At 56.6% G+C, this 22,313-nt stretch carries 19 protein-coding genes; 4 read left to right on the forward strand and 15 right to left on the reverse strand.

Translation table 11 applies throughout. The annotated features are described in order from the left end of the window. Window positions 1–22: 22 nt before the first annotated feature. The 5 genes from GKG34_RS06895 to GKG34_RS06915 all read right to left on the reverse strand — a co-directional run bounded on the left by GKG34_RS06895 (window position 23) and on the right by GKG34_RS06915 (window position 5,782). Window positions 23–427 carry an AbrB/MazE/SpoVT family DNA-binding domain-containing protein gene (locus GKG34_RS06895; RefSeq protein ID WP_015536742.1) on the reverse strand — a complete coding sequence of 135 codons (405 nt, stop codon included), beginning with the start codon at window positions 425–427 and terminating at the stop codon, window positions 23–25. A 758-nt stretch (window positions 428–1,185) separates the two neighbouring features. Next, window positions 1,186–2,559 (reverse strand): sodium-dependent transporter, encoded by a 1,374-nt coding sequence (locus tag GKG34_RS06900; RefSeq protein WP_154255860.1) that lies wholly within the window; start codon window positions 2,557–2,559, stop codon window positions 1,186–1,188. 158 nt (window positions 2,560–2,717) lie between these two features. After that, window positions 2,718–4,010 (reverse strand): TRAP transporter large permease, encoded by a 1,293-nt coding sequence (locus GKG34_RS06905; RefSeq protein WP_154255861.1) that lies wholly within the window; start codon window positions 4,008–4,010, stop codon window positions 2,718–2,720. 24 nt (window positions 4,011–4,034) lie between these two features. After that, complete coding sequence (locus tag GKG34_RS06910; protein ID WP_005946464.1) at window positions 4,035–4,490, reverse strand: TRAP transporter small permease subunit; 456 nt, start codon at window positions 4,488–4,490, stop codon at window positions 4,035–4,037. A gap of 191 nt (window positions 4,491–4,681) precedes the next feature. Continuing rightward, the gene (locus tag GKG34_RS06915) at window positions 4,682–5,782 is read right to left on the reverse strand and encodes a TRAP transporter substrate-binding protein (protein ID WP_154255862.1); all 1,101 of its coding nucleotides are present in this window, start codon (window positions 5,780–5,782) and stop codon (window positions 4,682–4,684) included. Between the two features lie 392 nt (window positions 5,783–6,174). On the opposite strand from GKG34_RS06915, the gene GKG34_RS06920 reads away from it, so the two are divergent. Then, a complete protein-coding gene (locus GKG34_RS06920; protein ID WP_044954305.1) occupies window positions 6,175–6,864 on the forward strand; it encodes a GntR family transcriptional regulator in 690 nt (229 codons plus the stop codon). 70 nt (window positions 6,865–6,934) lie between these two features. Here GKG34_RS06920 and GKG34_RS06925 read toward each other — a convergent pair whose 3' ends face one another. From GKG34_RS06925 to GKG34_RS06945, 5 genes are all read right to left on the reverse strand, one after another. After that, window positions 6,935–8,428: a DUF1846 domain-containing protein gene (locus GKG34_RS06925; RefSeq protein ID WP_097776665.1), complete on the reverse strand. Its 1,494-nt coding sequence runs from the start codon at window positions 8,426–8,428 to the stop codon at window positions 6,935–6,937. 363 nt (window positions 8,429–8,791) lie between these two features. Beyond that, window positions 8,792–10,717, reverse strand: coding sequence for a fructose-specific PTS transporter subunit EIIC (locus GKG34_RS06930; RefSeq protein ID WP_154255863.1), 1,926 nt, complete (start codon window positions 10,715–10,717; stop codon window positions 8,792–8,794). Window positions 10,718–10,765: 48 nt separating this feature from the next. Further along, window positions 10,766–11,671: a 1-phosphofructokinase gene (gene pfkB / locus GKG34_RS06935; protein WP_154255864.1), complete on the reverse strand. Its 906-nt coding sequence runs from the start codon at window positions 11,669–11,671 to the stop codon at window positions 10,766–10,768. After that, complete coding sequence (locus GKG34_RS06940; RefSeq protein WP_044954309.1) at window positions 11,668–12,423, reverse strand: DeoR/GlpR family DNA-binding transcription regulator; 756 nt, start codon at window positions 12,421–12,423, stop codon at window positions 11,668–11,670. The genes pfkB and GKG34_RS06940 overlap by 4 nt, the downstream gene beginning before the upstream one ends. A 263-nt stretch (window positions 12,424–12,686) precedes the next feature. Next, window positions 12,687–13,751: an MqnA/MqnD/SBP family protein gene (locus GKG34_RS06945; RefSeq protein WP_097780903.1), complete on the reverse strand. Its 1,065-nt coding sequence runs from the start codon at window positions 13,749–13,751 to the stop codon at window positions 12,687–12,689. Between the two features lie 218 nt (window positions 13,752–13,969). Here GKG34_RS06945 and GKG34_RS06950 point away from each other — a divergent pair, with 218 nt between their 5' ends. The 3 genes from GKG34_RS06950 (at window position 13,970) to GKG34_RS06960 (ending at window position 16,380) form a co-directional block, all read left to right on the forward strand. Next, complete coding sequence (locus GKG34_RS06950) at window positions 13,970–14,650, forward strand: Crp/Fnr family transcriptional regulator (protein WP_120081410.1); 681 nt, start codon at window positions 13,970–13,972, stop codon at window positions 14,648–14,650. 168 nt (window positions 14,651–14,818) lie between these two features. Further along, window positions 14,819–15,799, forward strand: a complete 981-nt coding sequence (locus tag GKG34_RS06955) for a glycosyltransferase family 2 protein (protein WP_154255865.1) — start codon at window positions 14,819–14,821, stop codon at window positions 15,797–15,799. Further along, window positions 15,796–16,380, forward strand: coding sequence for a flavin reductase family protein (locus GKG34_RS06960; protein ID WP_154255866.1), 585 nt, complete (start codon window positions 15,796–15,798; stop codon window positions 16,378–16,380). The genes GKG34_RS06955 and GKG34_RS06960 overlap by 4 nt, the downstream gene beginning before the upstream one ends. 342 nt (window positions 16,381–16,722) lie before the next feature. On the opposite strand, the gene metA is transcribed toward GKG34_RS06960, so the two are convergent. The 5 genes from metA to GKG34_RS06985 all read right to left on the reverse strand — a co-directional run bounded on the left by metA (window position 16,723) and on the right by GKG34_RS06985 (window position 22,055). Continuing rightward, on the reverse strand, window positions 16,723–17,655 hold the full coding sequence (gene metA, locus GKG34_RS06965) for a homoserine O-succinyltransferase (protein ID WP_154255867.1): 933 nt from the start codon (window positions 17,653–17,655) through the stop codon (window positions 16,723–16,725). A gap of 159 nt (window positions 17,656–17,814) precedes the next feature. Further along, the gene (locus GKG34_RS06970) at window positions 17,815–19,089 is read right to left on the reverse strand and encodes an O-acetylhomoserine aminocarboxypropyltransferase/cysteine synthase family protein (RefSeq protein ID WP_097780906.1); all 1,275 of its coding nucleotides are present in this window, start codon (window positions 19,087–19,089) and stop codon (window positions 17,815–17,817) included. A gap of 228 nt (window positions 19,090–19,317) precedes the next feature. Then, complete coding sequence (locus GKG34_RS06975) at window positions 19,318–19,974, reverse strand: methionine ABC transporter permease (RefSeq protein ID WP_097773982.1); 657 nt, start codon at window positions 19,972–19,974, stop codon at window positions 19,318–19,320. After that, the gene (locus tag GKG34_RS06980) at window positions 19,971–20,984 is read right to left on the reverse strand and encodes an ATP-binding cassette domain-containing protein (protein ID WP_337679536.1); all 1,014 of its coding nucleotides are present in this window, start codon (window positions 20,982–20,984) and stop codon (window positions 19,971–19,973) included. Before GKG34_RS06980 ends, GKG34_RS06975 begins: the two co-directional genes overlap by 4 nt. 150 nt (window positions 20,985–21,134) lie before the next feature. Continuing rightward, window positions 21,135–22,055 (reverse strand): MetQ/NlpA family ABC transporter substrate-binding protein, encoded by a 921-nt coding sequence (locus GKG34_RS06985; RefSeq protein ID WP_097773984.1) that lies wholly within the window; start codon window positions 22,053–22,055, stop codon window positions 21,135–21,137. Between the last annotated feature and the right edge of the window lie 258 nt (window positions 22,056–22,313).

The following is a 22,313-nucleotide window of genomic DNA, read 5'->3' on the forward strand; positions in this document are numbered from 1 at the left end:
TGGAAAACTGCCGCTATCTGTTTTAGGATGATCCCGTTTCTTTGTGTTTTTTCGCCTTAGCTTCCTCTATGTCCATCTTCAGCTGATGTGTAAGCTGTTTTACATAATCGAGTGAAACTTCATAGCCTTCTGCGATTTTTTCTGCCGGCATCCCATCAAGGATACGGGAGATCACAATGTTCTGAGTGGCTTGTTTTCTCGACTCTGCAATCATTTCCTCAATAGAGGGGCAATGTTTATTATGCATCCAATTCAAGTAATCCAAGCGTTCAGCTTCTATCCGCGATAGAAGCCTGACTGCATAGAAATTGTCATCTACCTCGAAGCGAACTTCCTCTCCGGGTTTGACTTCAAGTTTTTCCAGAACCGCATCTGGGAGTTTTACAGTTCCATCTTCACCGACTACAATATTAAATTTCTTTTCCATCGCACACTCCTAAAATCACGCAAAGTTCCTTGCATCCAGTGCCTTTACTCCCGTAAGAATACCATAAGCCCCTTCCTTTTACAAGACAATGCGCATTTCCATTCGCACTGTTACATAGACCAGAGTTTTCTCGCAGAAAGCTCTGGTCTTTTTCTATTGAAAACATTTGTCCATCACACCAGCTACGGCTGTATGGTCTGGTTCACGAATGCTAAACAAGCAAATATCCGTAGGGAAACGTACACTTCCCAGCTAATGAAAGGTGGGCATTTTACAATGAACCTTCCACTTTTCATTAGCTCTGCTAATTTTCTGCTAATGAAAAGCCTTTTACTCGTTTTATTTCGGGGTTTGTGTTCTTTACTCAGATTGACAGCGTAACAAAAAATCAATTGATAAAACGTTACTTGTTTTACCTACTTTTGCCTAGGATTTATGGCTTCAGCCCCTACTCCTAAGCCTGAGGCCCCCGGTTCGAATCCGGGCGGGGACGCCATTTTAAGAAAATGCGAAGGTCATTTTTCCATGTGAAAGACGATCTTCGCATTTTTCATTTTGAACCTATCGCCAAAATTAGCCAGCGAATGCCATTAGCAGAATTTTCGGTTCCAGCTAATAAAATCAGGCTTCCAGCTAATTGAGGCCAAAATCGCCGTTTTCTATGCTTTATGCAACTTCACAGCATAAGAAAACCTTTTGGACATACAAAAAAGCGCAGAAGGCTTCCTTTGAGAAACACCTTCTGCGCTTTTCTGTTTTTACATTGCGATCCAGCCCAGAGCATTTGCCACAGAGCTGATCAGGATAATGGCCGCAAAGATGGGGCACAGATACTGGATCATGAAGTTGAAGATCTTTTTACGGCGGAAGGGCTTGCCGCCCAGCGTCACCTCTTCTTCGATCTTCTGCACGCCGATCACGCGGGACACCAGCAGGCAGATAGCAATGGCTGCAATGGGCATCATGACAGAGTTGGTGAGGAAATCGAAGAAATCCAGAAACTGCATTCCGAACACCGTCACGCCCGCCAGCGGGCCATAGCCCAGTGCCGAAAGGCTGCCCAGCGCCACCATGATCAGGCCGATCAGTGCCGTTGCGCGCTCGCGGCTCCAGCCCAGCTCGTCCTCAAAGGTAGAGACAGCGCTCTCTGTCAGGGCAATGGAGCTGGTCACGGCTGCAAACAGCACCAGCAAAAAGAACAGGATGCCCACCACATGGCCAAAGCCCATGCTCTCGAACACCTTGGGGATGGTAATGAACATCAGCGCCGGGCCGGCCTGCAGGGTGTCCGGGTCGCCGCCGGAGAAGGAGAACACCGCCGGAATGATCATCAGGCCCGCCATGATGGCAATGGCCGTGTCGAACAGTTCCACGTTCTCGGTGGAATCCTCAATGGAGACATCCTTTTTCATATAGGAGCCAAAAGTGACCAGAATGCCCATGGCGATGGACAGCGAATAGAACATCTGGCCCATGGCCGTGACCACCGTCATCCAGGAGAAGTTTGCCACGTTCGGCACCAGAAAATATCTGACACCGGCCAGTGCGCCCGGGCGCGTGACCGAGTAGCCCGCAATGACCACCGAAAGCACCACCAGCACCGGCATCATCACCTTGGAAACACGCTCCACGCCGTTGCGCACACCGGCAAAGATGATGGCCAGCGTAAAGGCCGTGAAGATCAGAAAGCACACCTCTGCCGACAGTCCGCTGGAAATGAAATTGGAAAAATAGCCGTCCTGCGAAAGCTCACTGCCATGTCCGCTGACATACTCTGCCAGATAGCGGATGACCCATCCGCCAATGACCGAATAGTACGGCACGATCAGAATGGGAATGACCGCATTGATCCAGCCGCCGAACCGCAGGCCGCCCTTTTTGCCAAAAGCTCCAAAGGCACCCACCGGGCTTTTGCGGGTCATGCGGCCCAGTGCCGTTTCGGCCACGATCATCGTGTAGCCAAAGGTGACGGCCAGCACGATGTACACCAGCAGAAAAATGCCGCCGCCGTATTTCGCGGCGAGGTACGGAAACCGCCAGATGTTGCCCAGACCCACCGAAGCGCCTGCGGCCGACAGCACAAAGCCGATCTTGCCGGAAAAGGCGCTGCGCTTTTGTTTTTGCGTATCCATGATTTAATTCCTCTTTTCCTATATTCCTATACACAAGTGGCCTTAGTGTACCATATCTGTCCGTCAAATACAATGGTCCCGCCTGTTTGCGTGCAAAAAACAAACAGCGCCCCGCAAGGGAGCGCTGCCTGTCTTTATAAGAGGTATACGCGTTGAGCTCAGAAGATGCTGTAGCCCAGCAGCTGCGGCAGGGCGGTAGTAAGCGGGCCCCACAGGCTGATGGAGATCAGAACGATCACGTTGCAGATCACGTAGGGCGCTGCGCCCTTGAAGATCTCGATGATGGGCATACGGTTGATCTTGTTGCAGGCGTTCAGGCACATGCCGACCGGCGGAGTGACCATACCGATGGCCAGACCGGTGATCATCATGGCACCGAACTGCAGCGGCGAGAAGCCGTACTGCACCATGACCGGCAGCAGGATGGGGGTGAGCAACAGGATGGCCGGGCTGACATCGATGAAGGTGCCGATCATCAGGATCAGCACATCAAAGATCAGTGCAATGGCCCATGCGGGCATGTTCAGGGACATGAAGAAGGCACCCACCGTCTGCGGCACCTTCTGCATGGTCAGCACCCATGTAAAGATGGTGGTAAAGCCGATGATGAGCATGATGGAGGAAGAAGAGATCAGGGTCTTTTTCAAAGCCTCCCAGACACCCTTCCATGTCAGCTCCTTGTAGACGAAGAAGCCCACCAGCATGGAATACAGCACGGCCACACCGGCACTTTCGGATGCAGTGCACACGCCGAAGGAAACGCAGATGATGATGAACAGCGGCATGATGAGGGCAGGAATGCCGGAAAGCAGGCTCTTGGCGGCGCGCTTGCCGTCAAACTTGATCTTTTCCGGATGCCAGCCCTTCTTGGCGCTGATGATGTACACCAGCACCAGCTGGGTCAGACCGATCAGGATGCCGGGCACGGCACCTGCCACGAACAGCGCACCCACCGATGCACCGGAGATCATAGAGTAAACGATCATGGGGGTGGAGGGCGGGATGATCATGCCCATGGTGGAGGATGCCACCGTGATACCGGCAGAAGCTTCCGGCGGGTAGCCTTCCTTCTCCATGGCGGGGATCAGGATGGAACCCAGAGCCGAGGTATCGGCCACAGAGGAGCCGGAAATGCCACCGAAGATCATGGAAGCCACGATGTTCACTTCGCCCAGACCGCCGCGGATGGGCCGCAGCAGCTCCATGCAGAAGTTGATGATGCGCTGGGTGATGCCGCCGGTGTTCATCAGTTCGCCAGCCAGCATGAACAGCGGCATGGCGATCATCAGCTCACTGTAGGCACCGTTCCACACGCGCTGCGGCAGCATGGTAATAAAGGTAGGTGCATAGATCAGGATGTAGGTCACACAGGAAGCGCCGATGGCGAAGGCCAGCGGGATGCCCAGCGCGGCAAAGAAGATCAGCAGCACCAGAAGGATGAGCATTGCCATAGTTGTGTATTCTCCCCTTTCCGCTTATGCGTCGTCACGGCTCAGCGCCTGATTCTTGGGCGCAAAGTAGGAAATATCGGCCTTGTACAGGGTGATGATCTTGATCACGACGCAGATGGCACAGATGATGCCGCACACCGGCATGATGCCGTACATATACATCATGGGGATCTCCATGCCCTGACTGATCTGCTTACCGGCAACGCCCACATACTTGAAGCCCTGATAGGTGAACACCAGCACCACGGCCAGCACGATGAGGTAATTGACGATAGCCAGCCAGCGCTTGCGGGCAGGCTTGACACCGTCGTAAAGGATGTCGATCATGACGTGCTCGTCCTTGATCACGTTGATGCCCATGCCCCAGAAGGTGGTAAATGCAAACAGGGTGGTGTTGAACTCTGCCAGCTGCTTCCAGCTCAGGGAGAAGCAGTAGCGCGCAATAACGGTAAAGATCACAAGAGCTGCCAGCAGTGCCATGGCGATCACGCCGATGGTAAAGTATATGTCAAACAGCTTCTTGCCGATTTTTTTCAGCTTTTCGATGGTGCTCAGCCCCTTTCGGTTATTTTACAACTTTTTCCATCGGCCTGTTACAGCAGAGGGCAGCCCGCAGGCTGCCCTCTCGCCTTTACCGTAACATGGCCGTTCTAGCCTTTGGTCGTTTCTGCTTATGCCTTTGCGACGATATCCTGCATCTCCTTGATTTCGTCGGCGGTGCAGATGCCCTCGGTGACACACTGGTCGTACACGGACTGCACAGCGGTCTGAAAGGCCTTCAGCTCATCGGCAGAGGGCTCGTAGACTTCGCAGCCGGAATCCACGATGGTCTGCTTTGCGGCGCTGGAGTTCTTGTCGATCAGCTCGTCGTTGTACTCGCCCATCTTGGTGGCGCACTCGGTAATGATATCGCGGTACTCCTCGGGCAGGCCGTTCCACCATGCTGCGTTCACATAGAAGGGGTCCGGATGGAACTGGTAGTTGACCTCGGTGAAGTACTTCTGCACTTCATAGAACTTCATGCCCTCCACGTTGACCCAAGGGTTCTCCTGACCGTCTGCAACGCCGGTCTTCAGGCCCATGTACAGGTCGGAGTACGGGATGGTGGTGGTGGTAGCACCCATTGCCTGGAAGGTCATGTCAATGGTCTTCATGCCGTTGGTGCGCATCTTCAGGCCCTTCAGGTCTGCGGGAGCCTTGATGGGGTGCTTGGAGTTGGAGAACTGGCGGTAGCCGCCTGCATCGCACAGGTTAATGATGACAGTGCCCGTCTCGCCTTCGGCCTCAGCGCACACCTTCTGTGCCAGATCGCTCTGCAGCAGAGCCGTGACCTGCGCACGGGTGTTGGTCAGGAAGGGCAGGGTGAACATCAGCAGACGGGGGCTGAAGTCGAACTGACCGCCGCGCATGCCCTGCACGGTGCCGGCCACAACCTGCTCCAGCATCTCCTTCTCGGTGCCCAGCTGGCCGTTGCCGTAAACTTCGATCTTCACATGGCCATTGGTGGCCTCTGCCACATCGGCGGCAAACTGCTCCATGGAAACAAAGCGGGGGTTGCCTTCGGGCTGTGCATGACCCACGGTCATGGTGAAGTCGCCCAGAGATGCAAACTTGTCCTCACCGGCTGCTGCGGCACTTGCTGCAGTGCTGGTGGATGCTGCGCCGGAAGCAGCCGGAGTGGATGCACCGGAACCGCCGCAGGCTGCCAGAGCACCTGCAGCTGCCATTGCACCAGACACCTTCAGGAAATTGCGACGAGAGACCTTTTTCATAATCTTCTTCCTCCTTGTTTCAGGGGTGCCTTTTTGCCTTATACGCTAGCAAAGTTTTTGGTGACCCCTGTATACAGCATTTTCATTGCACGCTAATCGTAACAGAAAATTCACATCCGCATAAGAGCCAAACTTCACCAACTTCGTAAAGTTTCTTTGTGCATAACTAACAATCTTATCCGTTTCTCGTGGAAACTGTTACAATCTGATGACACAATCCCGTTCATTTTCATCTGATATATCAATTTTTGTCAGATATGATAAATTTCGGAGCTTTTCCTATACTTGTATACAGGCTATTGTATACTTCATTCTCATGCGTTGACAATCTCTTTTTGGCAGGCTAAAATAGAAATATCTTATCATCAACTATGTAAATGGAGTGTGAGCACATGGCTGAACAGCTGCATCCGGAGGACATCTACCAGACGCTGGAATATGAAATCGTTACGCTGAAGATCAAGCCCGGAGAGACCATCAGCGAAAATCAGCTGTGCAAACGGTTCGGCATTTCGCGCACACCGGTGCGCGCTGCCCTGCAGCGGCTGGAACAGAACGGCTTTGTGCAGATCATTCCCTGCAAGGGCACCATCGTCACCCCCATCAATCTGGATATCGTGGATCAGATCGTATACCAGCGCACAGCCGTTGAAAGCACGGTGCTGCGCGATTTCATTCAGGTCTGTTCGCCCAAAGAGTACATCGAAATCAAGCACAAATATGACCTGCTGGAAGAGATGGCCCAGACCATGACCGACCCAGACAATGTGGATATCAATGCCTTCCTGACGCTGGATCTGGAAATGCACGCCATCTGGTTTTGCAGCATGAACAAGTGGTATATCTGGCAGAACCTGACAAAGCCGCAGCCGGATTATTCCCGCTTTACCCGTCTGGATGTGGTGCGGGCCAACAATGTGCCGGATGTGCTGAGCGAGCACCGGGAAATTTTGCGGGTGATCCGGGAAAAAGACCTGGATGCCATTGAACCGCTGATCCGGCGGCACCTGTACGGCGGCCTGCGCCGCATGGGCACCCAGCTGTACGCAGAAAAGTACAGACCTTATTTTACCGGCATCTGAACCAATAAAAAACAGGCGCATCCGCCAGCCTTTCGGCCTTTGGATGCGCCTGTTTTGTTTTTTGTATAATTTACTGCTTGTGGTACTTGCGGTCCTCTTCCTCGTAAACAGGGTCACAGGTCAGGTACATTCCCAGCCGGTTCAGGGTGCTGGTATCCACACCCGAGAGCAGCACGGTGGAGTGCACATCACAGCCCTTGAGGTTGGGCAGCTGATGCATGGCCGCTGCAGCCTGCTCGTTGGAAGCAGCCGAGCTGGAAAGCGCGATCAGGATCTCGTCGGTGTGCAGGCGGGGATTCTTGCCGCCCAGATAGTTGGTCTTGAGGGTCTGGATGGGCTCAATGGAAGCCGCACTCACAAGGTCGGTCTCCTGCGGGATACCGGCCAGCACCTTGAGAGCATTCATCAGAGCAGATGCTGCTGCACCCAGCAGCGGACCGGTCTTGCCGGTAACAACGGTGCCGTCCGGCAGCTCAATGGCGGCAGCAGGGGCCCCGCCGGTGCTCTCGCTGCGGGCATGAGCCTGCTTTTCCACTTCGCGCTGGCCCACGGTCAGGTCGGCCTGATTCATCAGCAGTTCCAGCTTGTAGCGCTCGGTCTCCTTGACCGTGCCGGTGATCTTCTGCTCACACAGGCACTTGAAGTAGCGGCGCAGGATTTCCTTGCGGGAGGCTTCGCGGCAGACCGCATCGTCCACGATGCAGTTGCCTGCCATGTTCACGCCCATGTCCGTGGGGGACTTATACGGGCTTTTGCCGGCGATCAGCTCAAACATGGCGTTCACCACCGGGAAGATCTCAATATCGCGGTTGTAGTTGACGGTGGTCACGCCGTAGGCTTCCAGATGGAACGGGTCGATCATGTTCACATCGTTCAGGTCGGCTGTGGCGGCCTCGTAGGCCAGATTCACCGGGTGCTTGAGGGGAATGTTCCAGATGGGGAAGGTCTCGAACTTGGCGTAACCGGCCTTCACGCCGCGCTTGTACTCATGGTACAGCTGGGAAAGGCAGGTGGCCATTTTGCCGCTGCCGGGGCCGGGGGCCGTGATGACCACCAGCGGGCGCTGGGTCTCGATGTAATCGTTCTTGCCGTAGCCCTCGTCGCTGACGATGCGGGCCACATCGTTGGGATAGCCGGGAATTTTGTAGTGGCGGAAGGTGCGGATGCCCAGACCGTTCAGCCGCTTTTCAAAGGCCTCCACCTCCGGTGCAGCGGCGTACTTGGTCACGCACACGCTGCCCACATACAGGCCTACTTCCTGGAAGGCATCGATCAGGCGCAGCACATCCAGATCGTAGGTGATGCCGTAGTCGCCGCGGATCTTGTTGCTGATGATGTCCTCGGCGCTGATAACGATGACCACCTCGGCCTGATCCTTCAGCTGCAGCAGCATCTGCAGCTTGGAATCGGGCTGGAAGCCCGGCAGCACGCGGGACGCGTGGTAATCATCGAACAGCTTGCCGCCGAATTCCAGATAGAGCTTGTTGTCGAACTTCTTGATGCGCTCGCGGATATGTTCTGACTGCATCGAGAGATATTTGTCGTTGTCAAATCCAATTTTCATCGTTCGTTTCCTTTTCCTCTTTGCTGTGCCCGGCACACCGCACCGGAACTTTTCCATAACAGAAACAGTATACCACACTCAAAAACCGGGTGCAATCCAAAAGGGCGGCTGCAAAGCTTTTTCCAGCAAATGCGGTGTTTCGCGCTGTTCTTTGCTGCATTTTTTGTGAAAATGGTTCTTGCCGCGTTTTTGACAGCGGGTGTATCATGTTATATCTGATTGGATTGGAAGTCGTGGGCGGTTACTTTTTCTTTTTATCCTTCTGATCCTTCGCGCGATCCTGCGTAATACAGCAAGCCCCCGGGTCTCCCCGGAGGCTTGCTGCAGCTTTATGAAGTATCTCGAATATGGAGGGAATGGCGTTTATTCTGCGTCGGTACGGTTTTTCTTGAGCAGGCTCAGGATCACAGCACCCAGAACGCTGCCCACAGCCAGCGCCACACAGTACAGAGCGGTATGGTCCACGACTGGGAACACGAAGATGCCGCCGTGCGGTGCACGCAGAGCGCAGCCGAAGGTCATGGAGAGCGCACCGGCCACCGCTGCACCGGCCACACAGCTGGGCAGGACGCGCAGCGGATCTGCTGCTGCATAAGGGATTGCACCCTCGGTGACGAAGCACAGGCCCATGACGTAGTTCACGATGCCGTTGCGGCGCTCGTCGGCAGTCCACTTCTTGGGGCAGAAGGTGGTGGACAGGGCGATGGCGATGGGAGGAACCATGCCGCCCACCATGACAGCGGCCATCACCTCATAGTTGCCGGAGGCAAGGGCTGCCGTGCCAAAGACATAAGCTGCTTTGTTGAACGGGCCGCCCATATCAATGCTCATCATACCGGCCACGACGGCACCCAGCAGCACCTTGGAGGTGCCGCCCATGGCGTTCAGGCAATCGGTCATGGCCGTGTTGATCATGCCCATGACCGGGTTGATGCCGCACATCACCGCGCCGAGGATGAGCATACCGCCCAGCGGGTAGATGAGCATGGGACGGATGCCATTCAGGCTGGCAGGCAGCTTTTCGGTGATCTTTTTCAGCAGCTCGACGATGTAGCCTGCAGCAAAACCGGCCAGCAGTGCAGCAAGGAAGCCGCCGGAAACACCGGTGGTCTCACCCGCTGCAATGCCTGCAAAGTTGGTGCCGTTCATGGCCAGCACACCGCCCACAAAACCGACCGCCAGACCCGGACGGTCCGCGATGGACATGGCAATGAAGGCAGACAGGATTGGCAGCATGTAACCGAAGGCTGCGCTGCCCACCGTCTTAAAGAAGGCAGCGACCGGGGTGTTCATGCCAAAGTTGGAGGGATCGATGGTGTAATCGTCCAGCAGGAACGCCAGCGCGATCATGATGCCGCCGCCCACCACGAAGGGCAGCATGTGGGAGACACCGTTCATCAGGTTCTTGTACAGAGCGCGGCCAAAGCTGTCCTTGCCGGAAGCATCCTCGGCGGCCTGTGCGCCGCCCTCGGCGTGGTAAACAGGCACCTCGCCGTGCACGATCTTCTTGATGAGCTCCTCCGGCTTGTGGATGCCATCGTCCACCCGGGTGAACAGCACCGGCTTGCCGTCGAAGCGTGCGGTCTCTACCTTCTTTTCTGCTGCCACGATGATGCCGTCGCAGTTTGCGATCTCTTCTCTGGTGAGGATGTTCTTTGCTCCATCCGAGCCATTGGTCTCCACCTTGGTGGGCAGACCCAGCTTGTCACCGGCCTTGGTCAGGGCTTCCGCTGCCATATAGGTGTGGGCGATGCCGTTGACGCAGGCGGTCACGGCCAGAATGCGGTAGCCGCTCTGGGGGATCTCCTGCTGGGTGAAGCTCTCCGCGCCGAACTGAGCCTCCTCCTGTGCATCGATGCAGTCAAGGAACTCTGCAGGGGTCTTTGCGGCCTTCAGCTTTTCTACAAAGTCCTCGTTCATCAGCATCTGCATCATACGGGCCAGCATGTCCACATGCAGGCTGCCGTTTTCCGGAGCCGCAATGGCAAACAGCAGGTCGGTGGTACCGTCGTCCTCGGCATTGTACTGCACAGGGCTGCTCAGCCGCAGCGCCGCCAGACTGGGCCGGGTGACTACATTGGTCTTGGCGTGGGGCACCGTGATGCCGTTGTCCACATAGGTGGAGCCCTCCGCCTCACGGGCATAAAGGGCCTTTTTGTAGGCATCCTTGTCCGTGATGTTGCCATGGGTGGCCTGCAGCTCCACCAGACGGCTGATGATCTGCTCCTGATCGGTCAGAGCCTCATCCAGTGCGATGGACTGCGCGGTGAATAATTCCGTAATACGCATGATTTTTCTCCCTTCCTGTATAACTGCAACCCTCTCCGTCACAGAGGGTCAGATTTCCTTCATCAGTTCGTCGATTTTTTCTTTGGTGGCAAGGCCAAGGCTGAACGCCGTTGCACTGCCGCAGGCGGTGCCCAAACGCAGTGCAAAGGAATAGCTCCGGGTCTGCATCCAGCCAGCCACAAAGCCGGCCACCATGCTGTCGCCTGCGCCCACGCTGTTTACGACCTTGCCCTTGGGGCAGCCGATGCGGTGCACCTCGCCATTTTCGTCCACCAGCAGGGCACCGTCGCCCGCCATGCTTACCAGCACGTTGCGAGCGCCCTTTTGCTGTAGGGTGCGGGCCGCAGCAATGATCTCTTCGTCCGTAGTCAGCACCCTGCCCACGATCTCGCCCAGCTCGTGGTTATTGGGCTTGATGAGGAAGGAGTGGTACTGCAGCACGTTCACCAGCAGGTCGCGGGTGGCATCCACCACAGCACGCACGCCCCTGCCCTGCAGCCGGGCCAGCAGCCGCTCGTAGGTATCCTGCGAAAGGCTTGCCGGGATGCTGCCCGCCAGAATGAGAATATCATCCTCGTTCAGGCTGTCCAGCTTCTTTTCCAGCTCCTGCATGGCGCTCTCCGGGATGTCGGGGCCTGCGCCGTTCAGTTCGGTCTCCTGCCCGGCTTTGATCTTGACATTGATGCGGGTCATGCCCTGTTCCAGATGCACAAAATCGGTCTTTAAGCCCTGTGCAGCAAGACCGCGTTCCAGCCATGCGCCGGTCTCACCGGCCACAAAGCCCAGCGCCACGCTCTCGCAGCCCAGCTGTGCCAGCACACCGGACACATTGATGCCCTTGCCGCCCAGCACGCAGTCCTCGCCTTTGGCGCGGTTCACCTCGCCTACTTCCAGCGGTGCATCCAAACGCACCACATAGTCAATGGCCGGGTTGAATGTTACGGTATAAATCATACTTCCGTCTCCTTTACCAGCGTGAATTGTTTGTATTTGGGGTTGGGGCAGCGGTTGGTGAGAATGGCACCGCCCTGCAGGTCGGCAATGACTGCCGGGTAGATGCGGGAAAACTTGGCATCATCCACAAGGAACCAGGCTTCCCGTGCACGGTGCACTGCCGCTGCTTTCACGGCAGCTTCCTCGGGGTCCGGCGTGGTAAAACCGGCATCCAGCGCCACACCGTTGGCACCCATGAACGCCTTGGTAAAATTGTAGCGCTGCAGGCTGGTGACTGTGGGTGCACCTACAATGGCTTCGGTCTCGGGCCGTAGCAGTCCTCCGGGCAGATACACCCGGCAGCCCTTTCGGGCCAGTGCCCGGGCATGGGCCACGCCGTTGGTCACATAGCTGGCTTTGAGGGCATCCCCCGCCAGTGCACGCACCAGCTCCAGCGTGGTGGAGCCTGCATCGATGAACACAAAATCATCGGCGTTGATGAGCTTTGCCGCCGCCTGCGCGATGCTGTGCTTCTGCTCCACAGCCTGCGACTCCTTGGCCTCCATGGTGGGTTCATCCGCCAGAAAACGGCTGTCCGGCAGGGTGGCACCGCCGTGCACCTTGTTCAGCTTGCCCAGCCGGTCCAGTTCGGTCAGGTCGCGCCGGATGGTGGATTCGCTGGTGTTCAGCGCCTCGCACAGTTCCTGCACTGTCACGGTGCGCTTGCGGTTCAGCTGTTCCATGATCAGGCTGAAGCGTTCTTCTGCCAGCATCGGCATTCTCTCCTTTGGTTTGATCTTATCTTTGACGGTTTATGACCGTTTGTGCGTTGTTTTGGTTGATTTCATCTTTATTATAGCAAATGCAGCGCCAAAATCAATCGCTTTCAGTCAATTTCATTCATTTCCGTTCACAAAAATTTGTCTTGAAATTTGTGCAGGGAGCACAAAAGCTGGGATACAAGCATTTTGTGCAAACAAAAAAGCCGCCGTGCGTACCAATCGCACAGCGGCCGGAGAGATGGCTTATTGAGGAATCACTCGGCAGTCCAGTAGAAATCGTCGCCGGGCATTGCGCCGCCCACTGCCTTGGGGTCGGCATCAAACAGCACCTGCAGATAAGCGGATGCGTTGGTCTTGAGCTCGTCGCCGGTCAGGCAGACGATGTTGCAGTTGGGCAGGGCCTTCTTGGCAATGGCCGCCTTGGCCACAACACCCTGCTCCTCGCACAGAGCGGCAGTGCCGTCCAGATCGGTGTTGGCAGCTTCCACGCTCTTGGCGTAGTCGGTAAGGAATGCGGCCACAACATCCGGGTGTTCCTCGGCATACTCCTTGCGCACCACGGTCACGCCGGTGATGAGCTGGGTATCCGCGACCTTGTTCCATTCCTCGGTCAGGTCGAGGGCCACACGCAGGGTGTCGTCCTGCAGGCCGGCTGCAGTCACATAGGGCTGGGGCAGAACTGCAATGGCATCCTCGGTATTGGCCATCTGGGCCGTGACCTCGGTGGCCTCGCTGTAGTATTCAATGGTCACGTCCTTGTCCGGGTCGATGCCGTTGGCGTTCAGAAGATAGCGCAGCACGTACTCCGGCGTGGTGCCCTTGCCGGTGGACAGGATGGTACGGCCTGCAAGGTCTGCCATGGACTGGATCGTGTCGCCGCCTTTTTCCACTACGTACAGCACGCCCAACGTGTTGACGGCCACAGCCTGAATGCCGCCCTCCGTCTTCTGATACAGGGTGGCGGCCAGATTTGCCGGGATGGCAGCCATGTCCAGCTCGCCCTTCATCAGCAGCGGCACGATCTCATCGGCAGCGCCGTAAAGCTGCAGGTCGTAATCCATGGAAGCGGTGCCATCCTCTTCCATGCTCAGCAGGTTGACAAGGCCCATGGTGGTGGGGCCTTTCAGGCCGGCAATGCGCAGAGCATCGGTGGTGGACAGTTCCTTTGCTTCCTCACTGGAAGCGGCTTCCGAAGCAGCCTCTGGGACAGCTTCGCTGGAAGCTGCACTGGATGCAACAGAGCTGGATGCCGCGCCGCCGCAGGCGGCAAGGCTCAGCACAAGGGCCAGAGCCAGCAGCATGGATGTCAGTTTTTTCATGCGGGGTTCCCTCTTTCCTCACAAGACCGCGCCATTTTGTGCCTGAAAATTTTGCACAGAACCATGGGTCGGTCTTTTCATATTTTTTACAAGGCAAATTTGCAAAATCATTTGCTTTGCGGGTCTAAGTTTACTATAATAGAGTCAAAAATACCGTTGCGTGTGCAACGGAATTGCAGGAGGGCTGTGGGAAGCCGGATCTTTCCCACGGAATTGTGATGAAAAACTTTCTTCCGCTGTTATGCTCCACCTCTTTATTCAATGGTCTGACCCCTGAAGAGCTGCAGACCCTGCTGGCTCAGCTGGGTGCCGTTATGCGCAGCTATGGCAAAGGCGAAGCGCTTGTTCTGGCGGGCGAACCCAACCGCAGGGTGGGCATCGTACTGTCCGGTGAGCTGGAAGCCTACCGTCCCGGGCCGCAGGGTGCGCGCATTCCCATCACTCACATGGAACCGGGCGGCGTGTTCGGCGATGTGCTGAGCGGTTCCAGTCTGGCAAGCCCGGTCACGGTGATGGCTTCGGTGCCCTGCGAGGTGCTGCTGATTCCCTACGAGCGGCTGCTGCTTTCGGATGGCAGTCCGGCGCACCAGCAGACATTGCGCAATCTGGTGCGCACCATCAGCGATAAATATTTTTCCCTCTCCCGCCGCATCGACCTGCTGGTGCTCAAAAGCCTGCGGGCCAAAGTGTGCGCCTATCTGCTCAGTGAAGCCGAGCGGGCTGGCAGCCTGACCTTCAGCATCCCGTTCTCCCGCATCCAGCTGGCGGATTACCTGAACTGCGACCGCAGTGCCCTCAGCCGCGAGCTGAGCCAGATGCAGCGGGACGGCCTGCTGGACACCTACAAAAGCAGCTTCAAGCTGCTGGAGCCTGCGGTACTGAAGCAAATGGTGCAGTGACCATTTGAATAGCCGCCGCGTGCGCTTTGGCTGTATTCAGCTGAAATTTTATTTTTATATTTGCGTTTTAGAAAAATCTACGGATTTTTCTAAAACTCTTTTTCACTGGAAGGCCGTAACCGTCAGCGGCATCATCTTGTTATTTTTAATATAGGAGTATTTTTAAATATGTCAAAACCGATTTTATGGATCGTGATCCCCTGCTACAACGAGGAGCAGGTGCTGCCCATTACAGCTCCCATGTTTCTGGAAAAGATCCATTCTCTGACCGCACAGGGCCTTGTGAGCGAGAAGAGCCGGGTGCTGTTCGTGAACGACGGCTCCAAAGACAAGACATGGGAACTGATCCAGAGTTTTGCCGCACAGGACGAGCACTACATCGGCATTTCCCAGAGCCGCAACCGCGGCCACCAGAACGCCGTGCTGGCAGGCTTGATGGAGGCACTGCACAGCGGCACCTGCGATGTCACCATTTCCATCGACTGTGATGGTCAGGACGACATCAACGCCATGGACGAGATGGTTAAAAAGTATCTGGACGGTGCCGAGGTGGTCTACGGCGTGCGCAGCCGCCGCGATACAGACACCTTCTTCAAGCGCTTCACCGCCGAGGGCTTTTACCATGTGATGAACGCTCTGGGCGCAGACATCGTGTTCAACCACGCAGACTACCGCCTCATCAGCACCCATGTGCTGGAAAGCTTTGCCGACTATAGGGAAGTGAACATTTTCCTGCGCGGCATGGTGCCGCTGGTTGGCTTCAAGAGCGATGTTGTCACCTACGAGCGCCACGAACGCCTTGCCGGTGAGAGCCACTATCCGCTGAGCAAGATGCTGGCCCTTGCCTTTGACGGCATCACCAGTCTTTCCAACAAGCCCATCCGCCTTATTACCGGATCTGGCATCTTTGTGAGCCTGATCAGCTTTATCGGAGTCATCTGGGCCATCGTGTGCGCCGCCATGGGCAGCAGCGTGGCCGGCTGGGCCTCCATCGTGTGCATCGTCTGCTTCATGAGCGGCGTGCAGCTGGTGTGCTTAGGCGTGATCGGCGAGTATATCGGCAAAATTTATATGGAGACGAAAGCCCGCCCGCGCTACATCATCAGCGAGCGCACCTGGGCACCCTACGAAAGGAAGTATCACGGATGAGCAAACAGAGCTGGCGCGGCAGCACCCTGCTGAACCCGGAACCGCCGGTATTGGTGTCCTGCGGCGGGCTGGAAAAGCCAAACCTCATCACCATCGGCTGGACGGGCACCATCTGCACCCAGCCCAGCATGGTGTCCATCAGCGTTCGGCCGGAGCGCTACAGCCACCACCTCATTCAGGAAAGCGGACAGTTTGCCATCAATCTGCCCACCGAAGCGCTGGTGCGTTCGGTGGACTGGTGCGGCGTAAAAAGCGGCCGTGATGTGGATAAATTTGCCGCCTGCGGCCTGCATTCTGCCCCCGGCAGCGTGCTGACCGACTGCCCCATTCTGGAAGAAAGCCCGGTCAATCTGGAATGCAAGGTAACTCAGGTGATCCCGCTGGGCAGCCACGATTTGTTCCTTGCCGAAGTGGCAGCCTGCGATGTAGACGAAAGCCTGCTGGACGAAAACGGCAAGCTGTGTCTCGAAAAGGCAAAGCTCATCGTCTACAGCCACGGCGAATATCTGGCACTGGGCAAAAAGCTGGGCACCTTTGGCTACAGCGTGCGCAAGAAAAAGCCGGTAAGGCGTAAAAAATAATTTATATTTCATCGCTTGACTTTTGCCCAAAACTGCATATACTAAAGATAGGCAATGTAGAGAGATTGAATCCATCGGGTTCATGCCGAAACACGAAGCCCCCGGTAGTGTCAGTACCGGGGGCTTCTTTTAGTGTTTGCTGCCCTTGCCGATCTTACCGTCGATCCATGTGCACAGATAGTAGGCAACTACCTGCGCGGCAACGGTTTGGATAAATGTAGAGAGAGTTTCCAAGGGGTTCACCTCCTTTCCGCGGTTAGGGGAATGGAGAAGGGCCGCAGGAACAGTATAGCATAAAAACCGGTATCGCGCAATTTTGACGCAATACCGGTTTTTGTGCATTTATTCGTGCTTTACGCGCTGGATCTCGCCCAGATCGTAGGGGGTATTCTGGTAGACGTAGTAGTTCAGCCAGTTCTCATACAGCAGGTGGGCGTGGGCACGCCAGCGGAACAGCGGCGGCTTTGTGGGATCATCGTCCGGGTAGTAATTCACCGGCACATGGATGGGCAGGCCCTTGTCCACATCGCGGCGGTACTCCGAATCCAGCGTATATTTGTCGTACTCCGGGTGGCCGGTAACAAAGATCTGCCGCCCGTTCTCGGTGCTCATGAGGAAGGGGCCGGCCACATCGCTCTCGGCAAGGATGCGCAGAGCCTTGCAACTGTCCACATCCTCGCGGCTGATGCCAGTGTGGCGGCTGTGGGGCGCATAGAACACCTCGTCAAAACCGCGCACCAAAGGGTTCGACGGGCGGGTGACCCGGTGCTCGAACACGCCGAACATCTTTTCCGGCAGCAGCTGCTTGTGCACGCCGTAGTGGTAGTACAGGCCCGCCTGTGCACCCCAGCACACATGCAGGGTGGAGTAGACATTCGTCTCACTGAAGTCCATGATCTCGCACAGCTCCGGCCAGTAATCCACCTGCTCAAAGTCCATGGTCTCCACCGGTGCGCCGGTGATGATCATGCCGTCGTAGCGGTTGTTCTTCACCTCGTTGAAGTTCTTATAGAACGATTCGAGGTGTGCTGCCGAAACGTGGGTCGCCGCATGGCTGGCCGTCTGCAGCAGGGTCATGTGCACCTGCAGCGGGGTATTTGCCAGCAGACGGGCGATCTGGGTCTCGGTGGTGATCTTGGTGGGCATCAGGTTCAGGATCAGGATCTCCAGCGGGCGGATGTGCTGGGCAAGGGCGCGCTCACGATGCATGACGAAGATATTTTCGTTGTAGAGGGCATCGTAAGCAGGCAGGGTCTTGGGGATGATCAGCGGCATAGTTCGTACTCCTAACGATTTAGAATAGCCTCCGCTGACGCTCTGGCTATCTTCAGCGGAATTTATTTTTATATTTTGCGTTTGTCGCGCCCTGCGGGGCGCTCCAAACGCGTTTTTACGAGAAGGGCCGGAACCGATAGATGCTGCTGAACTCACCTTTTAGATCTTATCCAGCGCCTGTGCAATATCTGCGATGAGGTCTTCGCTGCTTTCCAAGCCGCAGCTCATGCGCACCAGCTCTGCGGGCACACCGGCGGCTTTCAGCTGCTCATCGTTCATCTGGCGGTGGGTGCTGGATGCAGGGTTCAGGCAACAGGTGCGGGCATCGGCCACATGGGTCTCGATGGCTGCCAGCTTCAGGTTCTTCATAAAGATGCTTGCAGCCTCACGGCCGCCGGCCAGACCAAAGCTGACCACGCCGCAGCTGCCATTCGGCAGATACTTCTCCGCCAGTGCATGGTACGGGCTGGACTCCAGGCCGCAGTAGTTCACGTAGGCCACCTTGGGATGGCTCTCAAGGAACTCTGCCACGGCCATGCCGTTGGCGCAGTGGCGCTGCATCCGCACATGCAGGCTTTCCAGACCGAGGTTCAGCATGTAGGCGTTCATGGGCGACTGCATGGAGCCAAAGTCACGCATCAGCTGCGCGGTAGCCTTGGTGATAAAGGCACCCTCTTTGCCGAAACGCTCGGCGTAGGTGATGCCGTGGTAGCTGTCGTCCGGGGTGCACAGGCCGGGGAACTTCTCGGCATGGGCCATCCAGTCGAACTTGCCGCCGTCCACGATGGCACCGCCCAGCACTGCGCCGTGGCCGTCCATGTACTTGGTGGTGGAGTGGGTCACGATATCCGCGCCCCACTCAAAGGGGCGGCAGTTGACCGGCGTGGGGAAGGTGTTGTCCACGATCAGCGGCACACCGTGGGCGTGAGCAGCCTTGGCAAACTTCTCAATGTCCAACACGGTCAAGGCCGGGTTTGCGATGGTCTCGCCGAACACCACCTTGGTGTTGGGCCGGAATGCGGCGTTCAATTCTTCCTCGGTGCACAGCGGATCCACAAAGGTGGCTTCAATGCCCATTTTCTTCATGGTGACGGAGATCAGGTTGAAGGTGCCGCCGTAGATGGTACTGGATGCCACGATGTGGTCGCCTGCTTCACAGAGGTTGAACAGGGCAAAGAAGTTTGCAGCCTGACCGCTGCTGGTCAGCATTGCAGCCGTGCCGCCTTCCAGCTCGCAGATCTTCTTAGCCACAAGGTCGCAGGTGGGGTTCTGCAGACGAGAATAGAAGTAGCCGTCAGCTTCCAGATCAAACAGCTTGCCCATATCCTCGCTGGTGGCATACTTGAAGGTGGTGGACTGGATAATGGGGATCTGGCGGGGTTCGCCGTTGCCGGGGGTGTAACCGCCCTGCACACAGATGGTATCGCGATTCATACTACATACTCCTTTACTGGGTTTGTCCATATAGCACAATTCCCCGCAGGAGTGCTGCAGCCTCCGGCGGGGAATTGAAACGTTAAATTTTAGTTCCCGTTCGGGGGCAAAATGAGGAGAGGCCTCCTTCCGTCAAAGCCTTTCGGCTTTGGCAATACCGGAAAGTTTTCCTCTTCGCCAGAGGCTCCCTCTCCGGGGGAGCTGGCGCACGAAGTGCGACTGAAGGAGTTACTTCCGCAGCCGCTTATCGCTTCTGGTGGCCCAAGCAGTGCCCAAAGTCTGGAACACCTGAACCATCAGCACCAGCAAAATGACACACACGATCATGATATCGGTCTGGTAGCGGTAATAGCCGTAGGACAAAGCGATCTTGCCCAGACCGCCGCCGCCAATGACACCGGACATGGCCGAGTAGCCCAGAATGGTGGTCAGTGCGGTGGTCATGCTGGAGATCAGGCCGGGCAGGCATTCCGGGATCATCACCTTGGTAATGATCTGGAACGGCGTTGCGCCCATGCTCTGGGCCGCTTCCACCACGCCCTCGTCCAGCTCGCGCAGGCTGGTCTCCACCAGACGCGCCACGAACGGGAAGGCTGCCACCACCAGCGGAACGATGGTGGCTTTGGTACCCACCGTGGTGCCCACGATGGCACGGGTAAGCGGGAATACACAGATCATCAGGATCAGGAACGGAACACTGCGCAGGATGTTGATAACGATGTTGAGAATGTGCATCAGCCAGCCGGGCAGCGGCAGAATGCCGTCCTTATCACCGGCCACCAGCAGCACACCCAGCGGCAGGCCCAGCACCAGCGCAAACGCGGTGGAAAGGACCGTCACGTAAAAGGTCTCCCAGATGGCAAAGCCGTAATCTGCAATACTCATTCGCCGGTCACCTCCTCTACCGTAATGCCGGGCTGGGCGCGCATATAGGCCGCAGCCTGCTTTGCCTGCTCCACATCAGTGGGCAGCTTGAGCAGCATGGAGCCATAGCACTGGCCGCTCAGATCACGGGTGTCGGCACTGAGTACCGACACCAGAATGCCTTTTTCTGCGGCAAGGCTTGCCACCAAGGGCTTAGCCGTGGACGAACCGTTGAAGGTGACGCGCACCACATGGTCGTCCGGTGCAAAGCTGGACAGATCCCGTGCGGCGCTGCCGCCGTTGGGGGCCACCAGACGCTTTGCTGCGGGCGTTTTGGGGTTCGAGAAGATCTCCTGCACGGAGCCTTCCTCCACCACAACGCCGCCATCCAGAATGGCAACGTGATCGCAGATCTCTTCCACAACGCTCATCTGATGGGTGATGACCACAACCGTGATGCCCAGCTTCTTGTTGATGTCCTTGATCAGGGTCAGGATAGCATGGGTGGTGTTGGGGTCCAGTGCGCTGGTGGCTTCATCGCAGAGCAGAACTTTGGGGTCCGTTGCCAGTGCGCGGGCAATGGCAATGCGCTGCTTCTGGCCGCCGGACAGCTGTGCCGGGTAGGCGTTGGCCTTATCGGGCAGGCCCACCACTTCCAGCAGCTCTCTGGCACGCTTTTCGGCATCCGCCTTTTTCACACCGGCCAGCTCCATGGGGAAGCAGATGTTCTTCAGGCAGCTGCGCTGCATCAGCAGATTGAACTGCTGGAAGATCATGGTGATATCGCGGCGGCGCTCACGCAGCTGGGCTGCGTTTAAAGTCTCCATAGCGGTACCATCGATCACAACGCTGCCCTCGGTGGGGCGTTCCAGCAGGTTGATGCAGCGCACCAGCGTGGATTTGCCCGCACCGGACATGCCGATGATGCCATAAATGGAACCATCCGGGATGGTGAGGTTGATGTCCTTCAGCGCATTCACCGCGCCGTCCTTCATCTGGAAGGTCTTGGAAAGATGTTTGATCTCGATCACAGAAATTGCTCCTTGCTGTTGAATAAACTCCTTCAGTCAAACCCTTGCGGGTTTGCCAGCTCCCTCATGGAGGGAGCCTGAAACGGAACGGTCAGGCAAAGACCCCCTCCCCGAGGGGGCTGTCACCGCAAGGTGACTGGGGGAGTTTGCTTAGCCTTCGATCGGTGCCAGACTGTCCTGCTTGCCGCCGTAGATGCCCATAGGCTCCACGTGGATGCCGGCAACCGTCACCAGATGGGTGCCGTGCTCTGCATTGAAGTCGTCCAGATACGGCTGATGCTGGAAATAGTTGGTATCGCACTGGCCGTCCTCAACGATGTTGTTGGGAATGATGTAGTCGTCGTACTCCTGAATATCCAGCGTGATGCCCTTTTCGGCCAGAATGTCCTTGCAGATCTCCAGAACCTCGCAGTGAGGAGCCGGAGTAGCAGCGCAGCTGACGGTCTCGCCGTTCAGTGCATCGTAGTCGATGGAGGAGTCATAGCCGTCGGTGGGGTTCTCCACAACGGACACCACAGCGCCCTTGTAGTTTTCATCCATGAAGTCCTTCACCTTCTGGCTCTGCAGAGCAGCGGCCAGAGCCTTGATCTTCGGCTCTTCCTGATTGCCGTCCTTGCAGACCAGAATATTGACGTAAGCAGAGGTGCCGTCCTCCATTGCCAGAGCATCGGTCATGGGGTCCAGACCAGCGGAGATGGCGTAGTTGGAGTTGATGACGGCGTAGTCCTCGTCCTGCAGGACGTTGGGCACCTGAGCAGCCTCGACCTCATCGACGGAAACATTCAGGGGGTTCTCCTCGATGTCCTTTGCGGTTGCGGTCAGGCCTGCATCAGCCTTCAGCTTAAAGAAGCCGTTCTTCTCCAGCAGGGTCAGGGCGCGTGCCTCGTTGGTGGTGTCGTTGGGCACAGCCACCTTCACCTTGTCCAGCTTAGCCACAGCAGAAGAAGCTGCAGAAGAAGCAGTGCCGGAAGCAGCAGAAGATGCGGTGGAAGAAGAACCGCCGCATGCGGTCAGGGCAGCTGCAGCTGCTGCAGCTCCGGTAACTTTCAGAAAATCACGACGAGTAATCATAGTTTTGTTCCCTCTCTATTTGCTTATTATAATGTACAGCGGCCCGCACGGCACAGTTCCGTGCTAAGGGCCTTTGACGGATGCATGAAAAAAGCTCCCGTCCTTGACCTTGAGCCAACGCTCAGACAAGGACGGGAGCATAACATACTTCCGTGGTACCACCTTGGTTTACCGCACCCTTGCGGGCACAGCCTCAATGCTGCGGCAGCTTTGCTGCTTACAGCCGGACGCTGTAACGGGCGCATCCCGTTGCGAACT

This window comes from Faecalibacterium sp. BIOML-A4, from assembly GCF_009679665.1.
Lineage (GTDB): Bacteria > Bacillota > Clostridia > Oscillospirales > Ruminococcaceae > Faecalibacterium > Faecalibacterium taiwanense.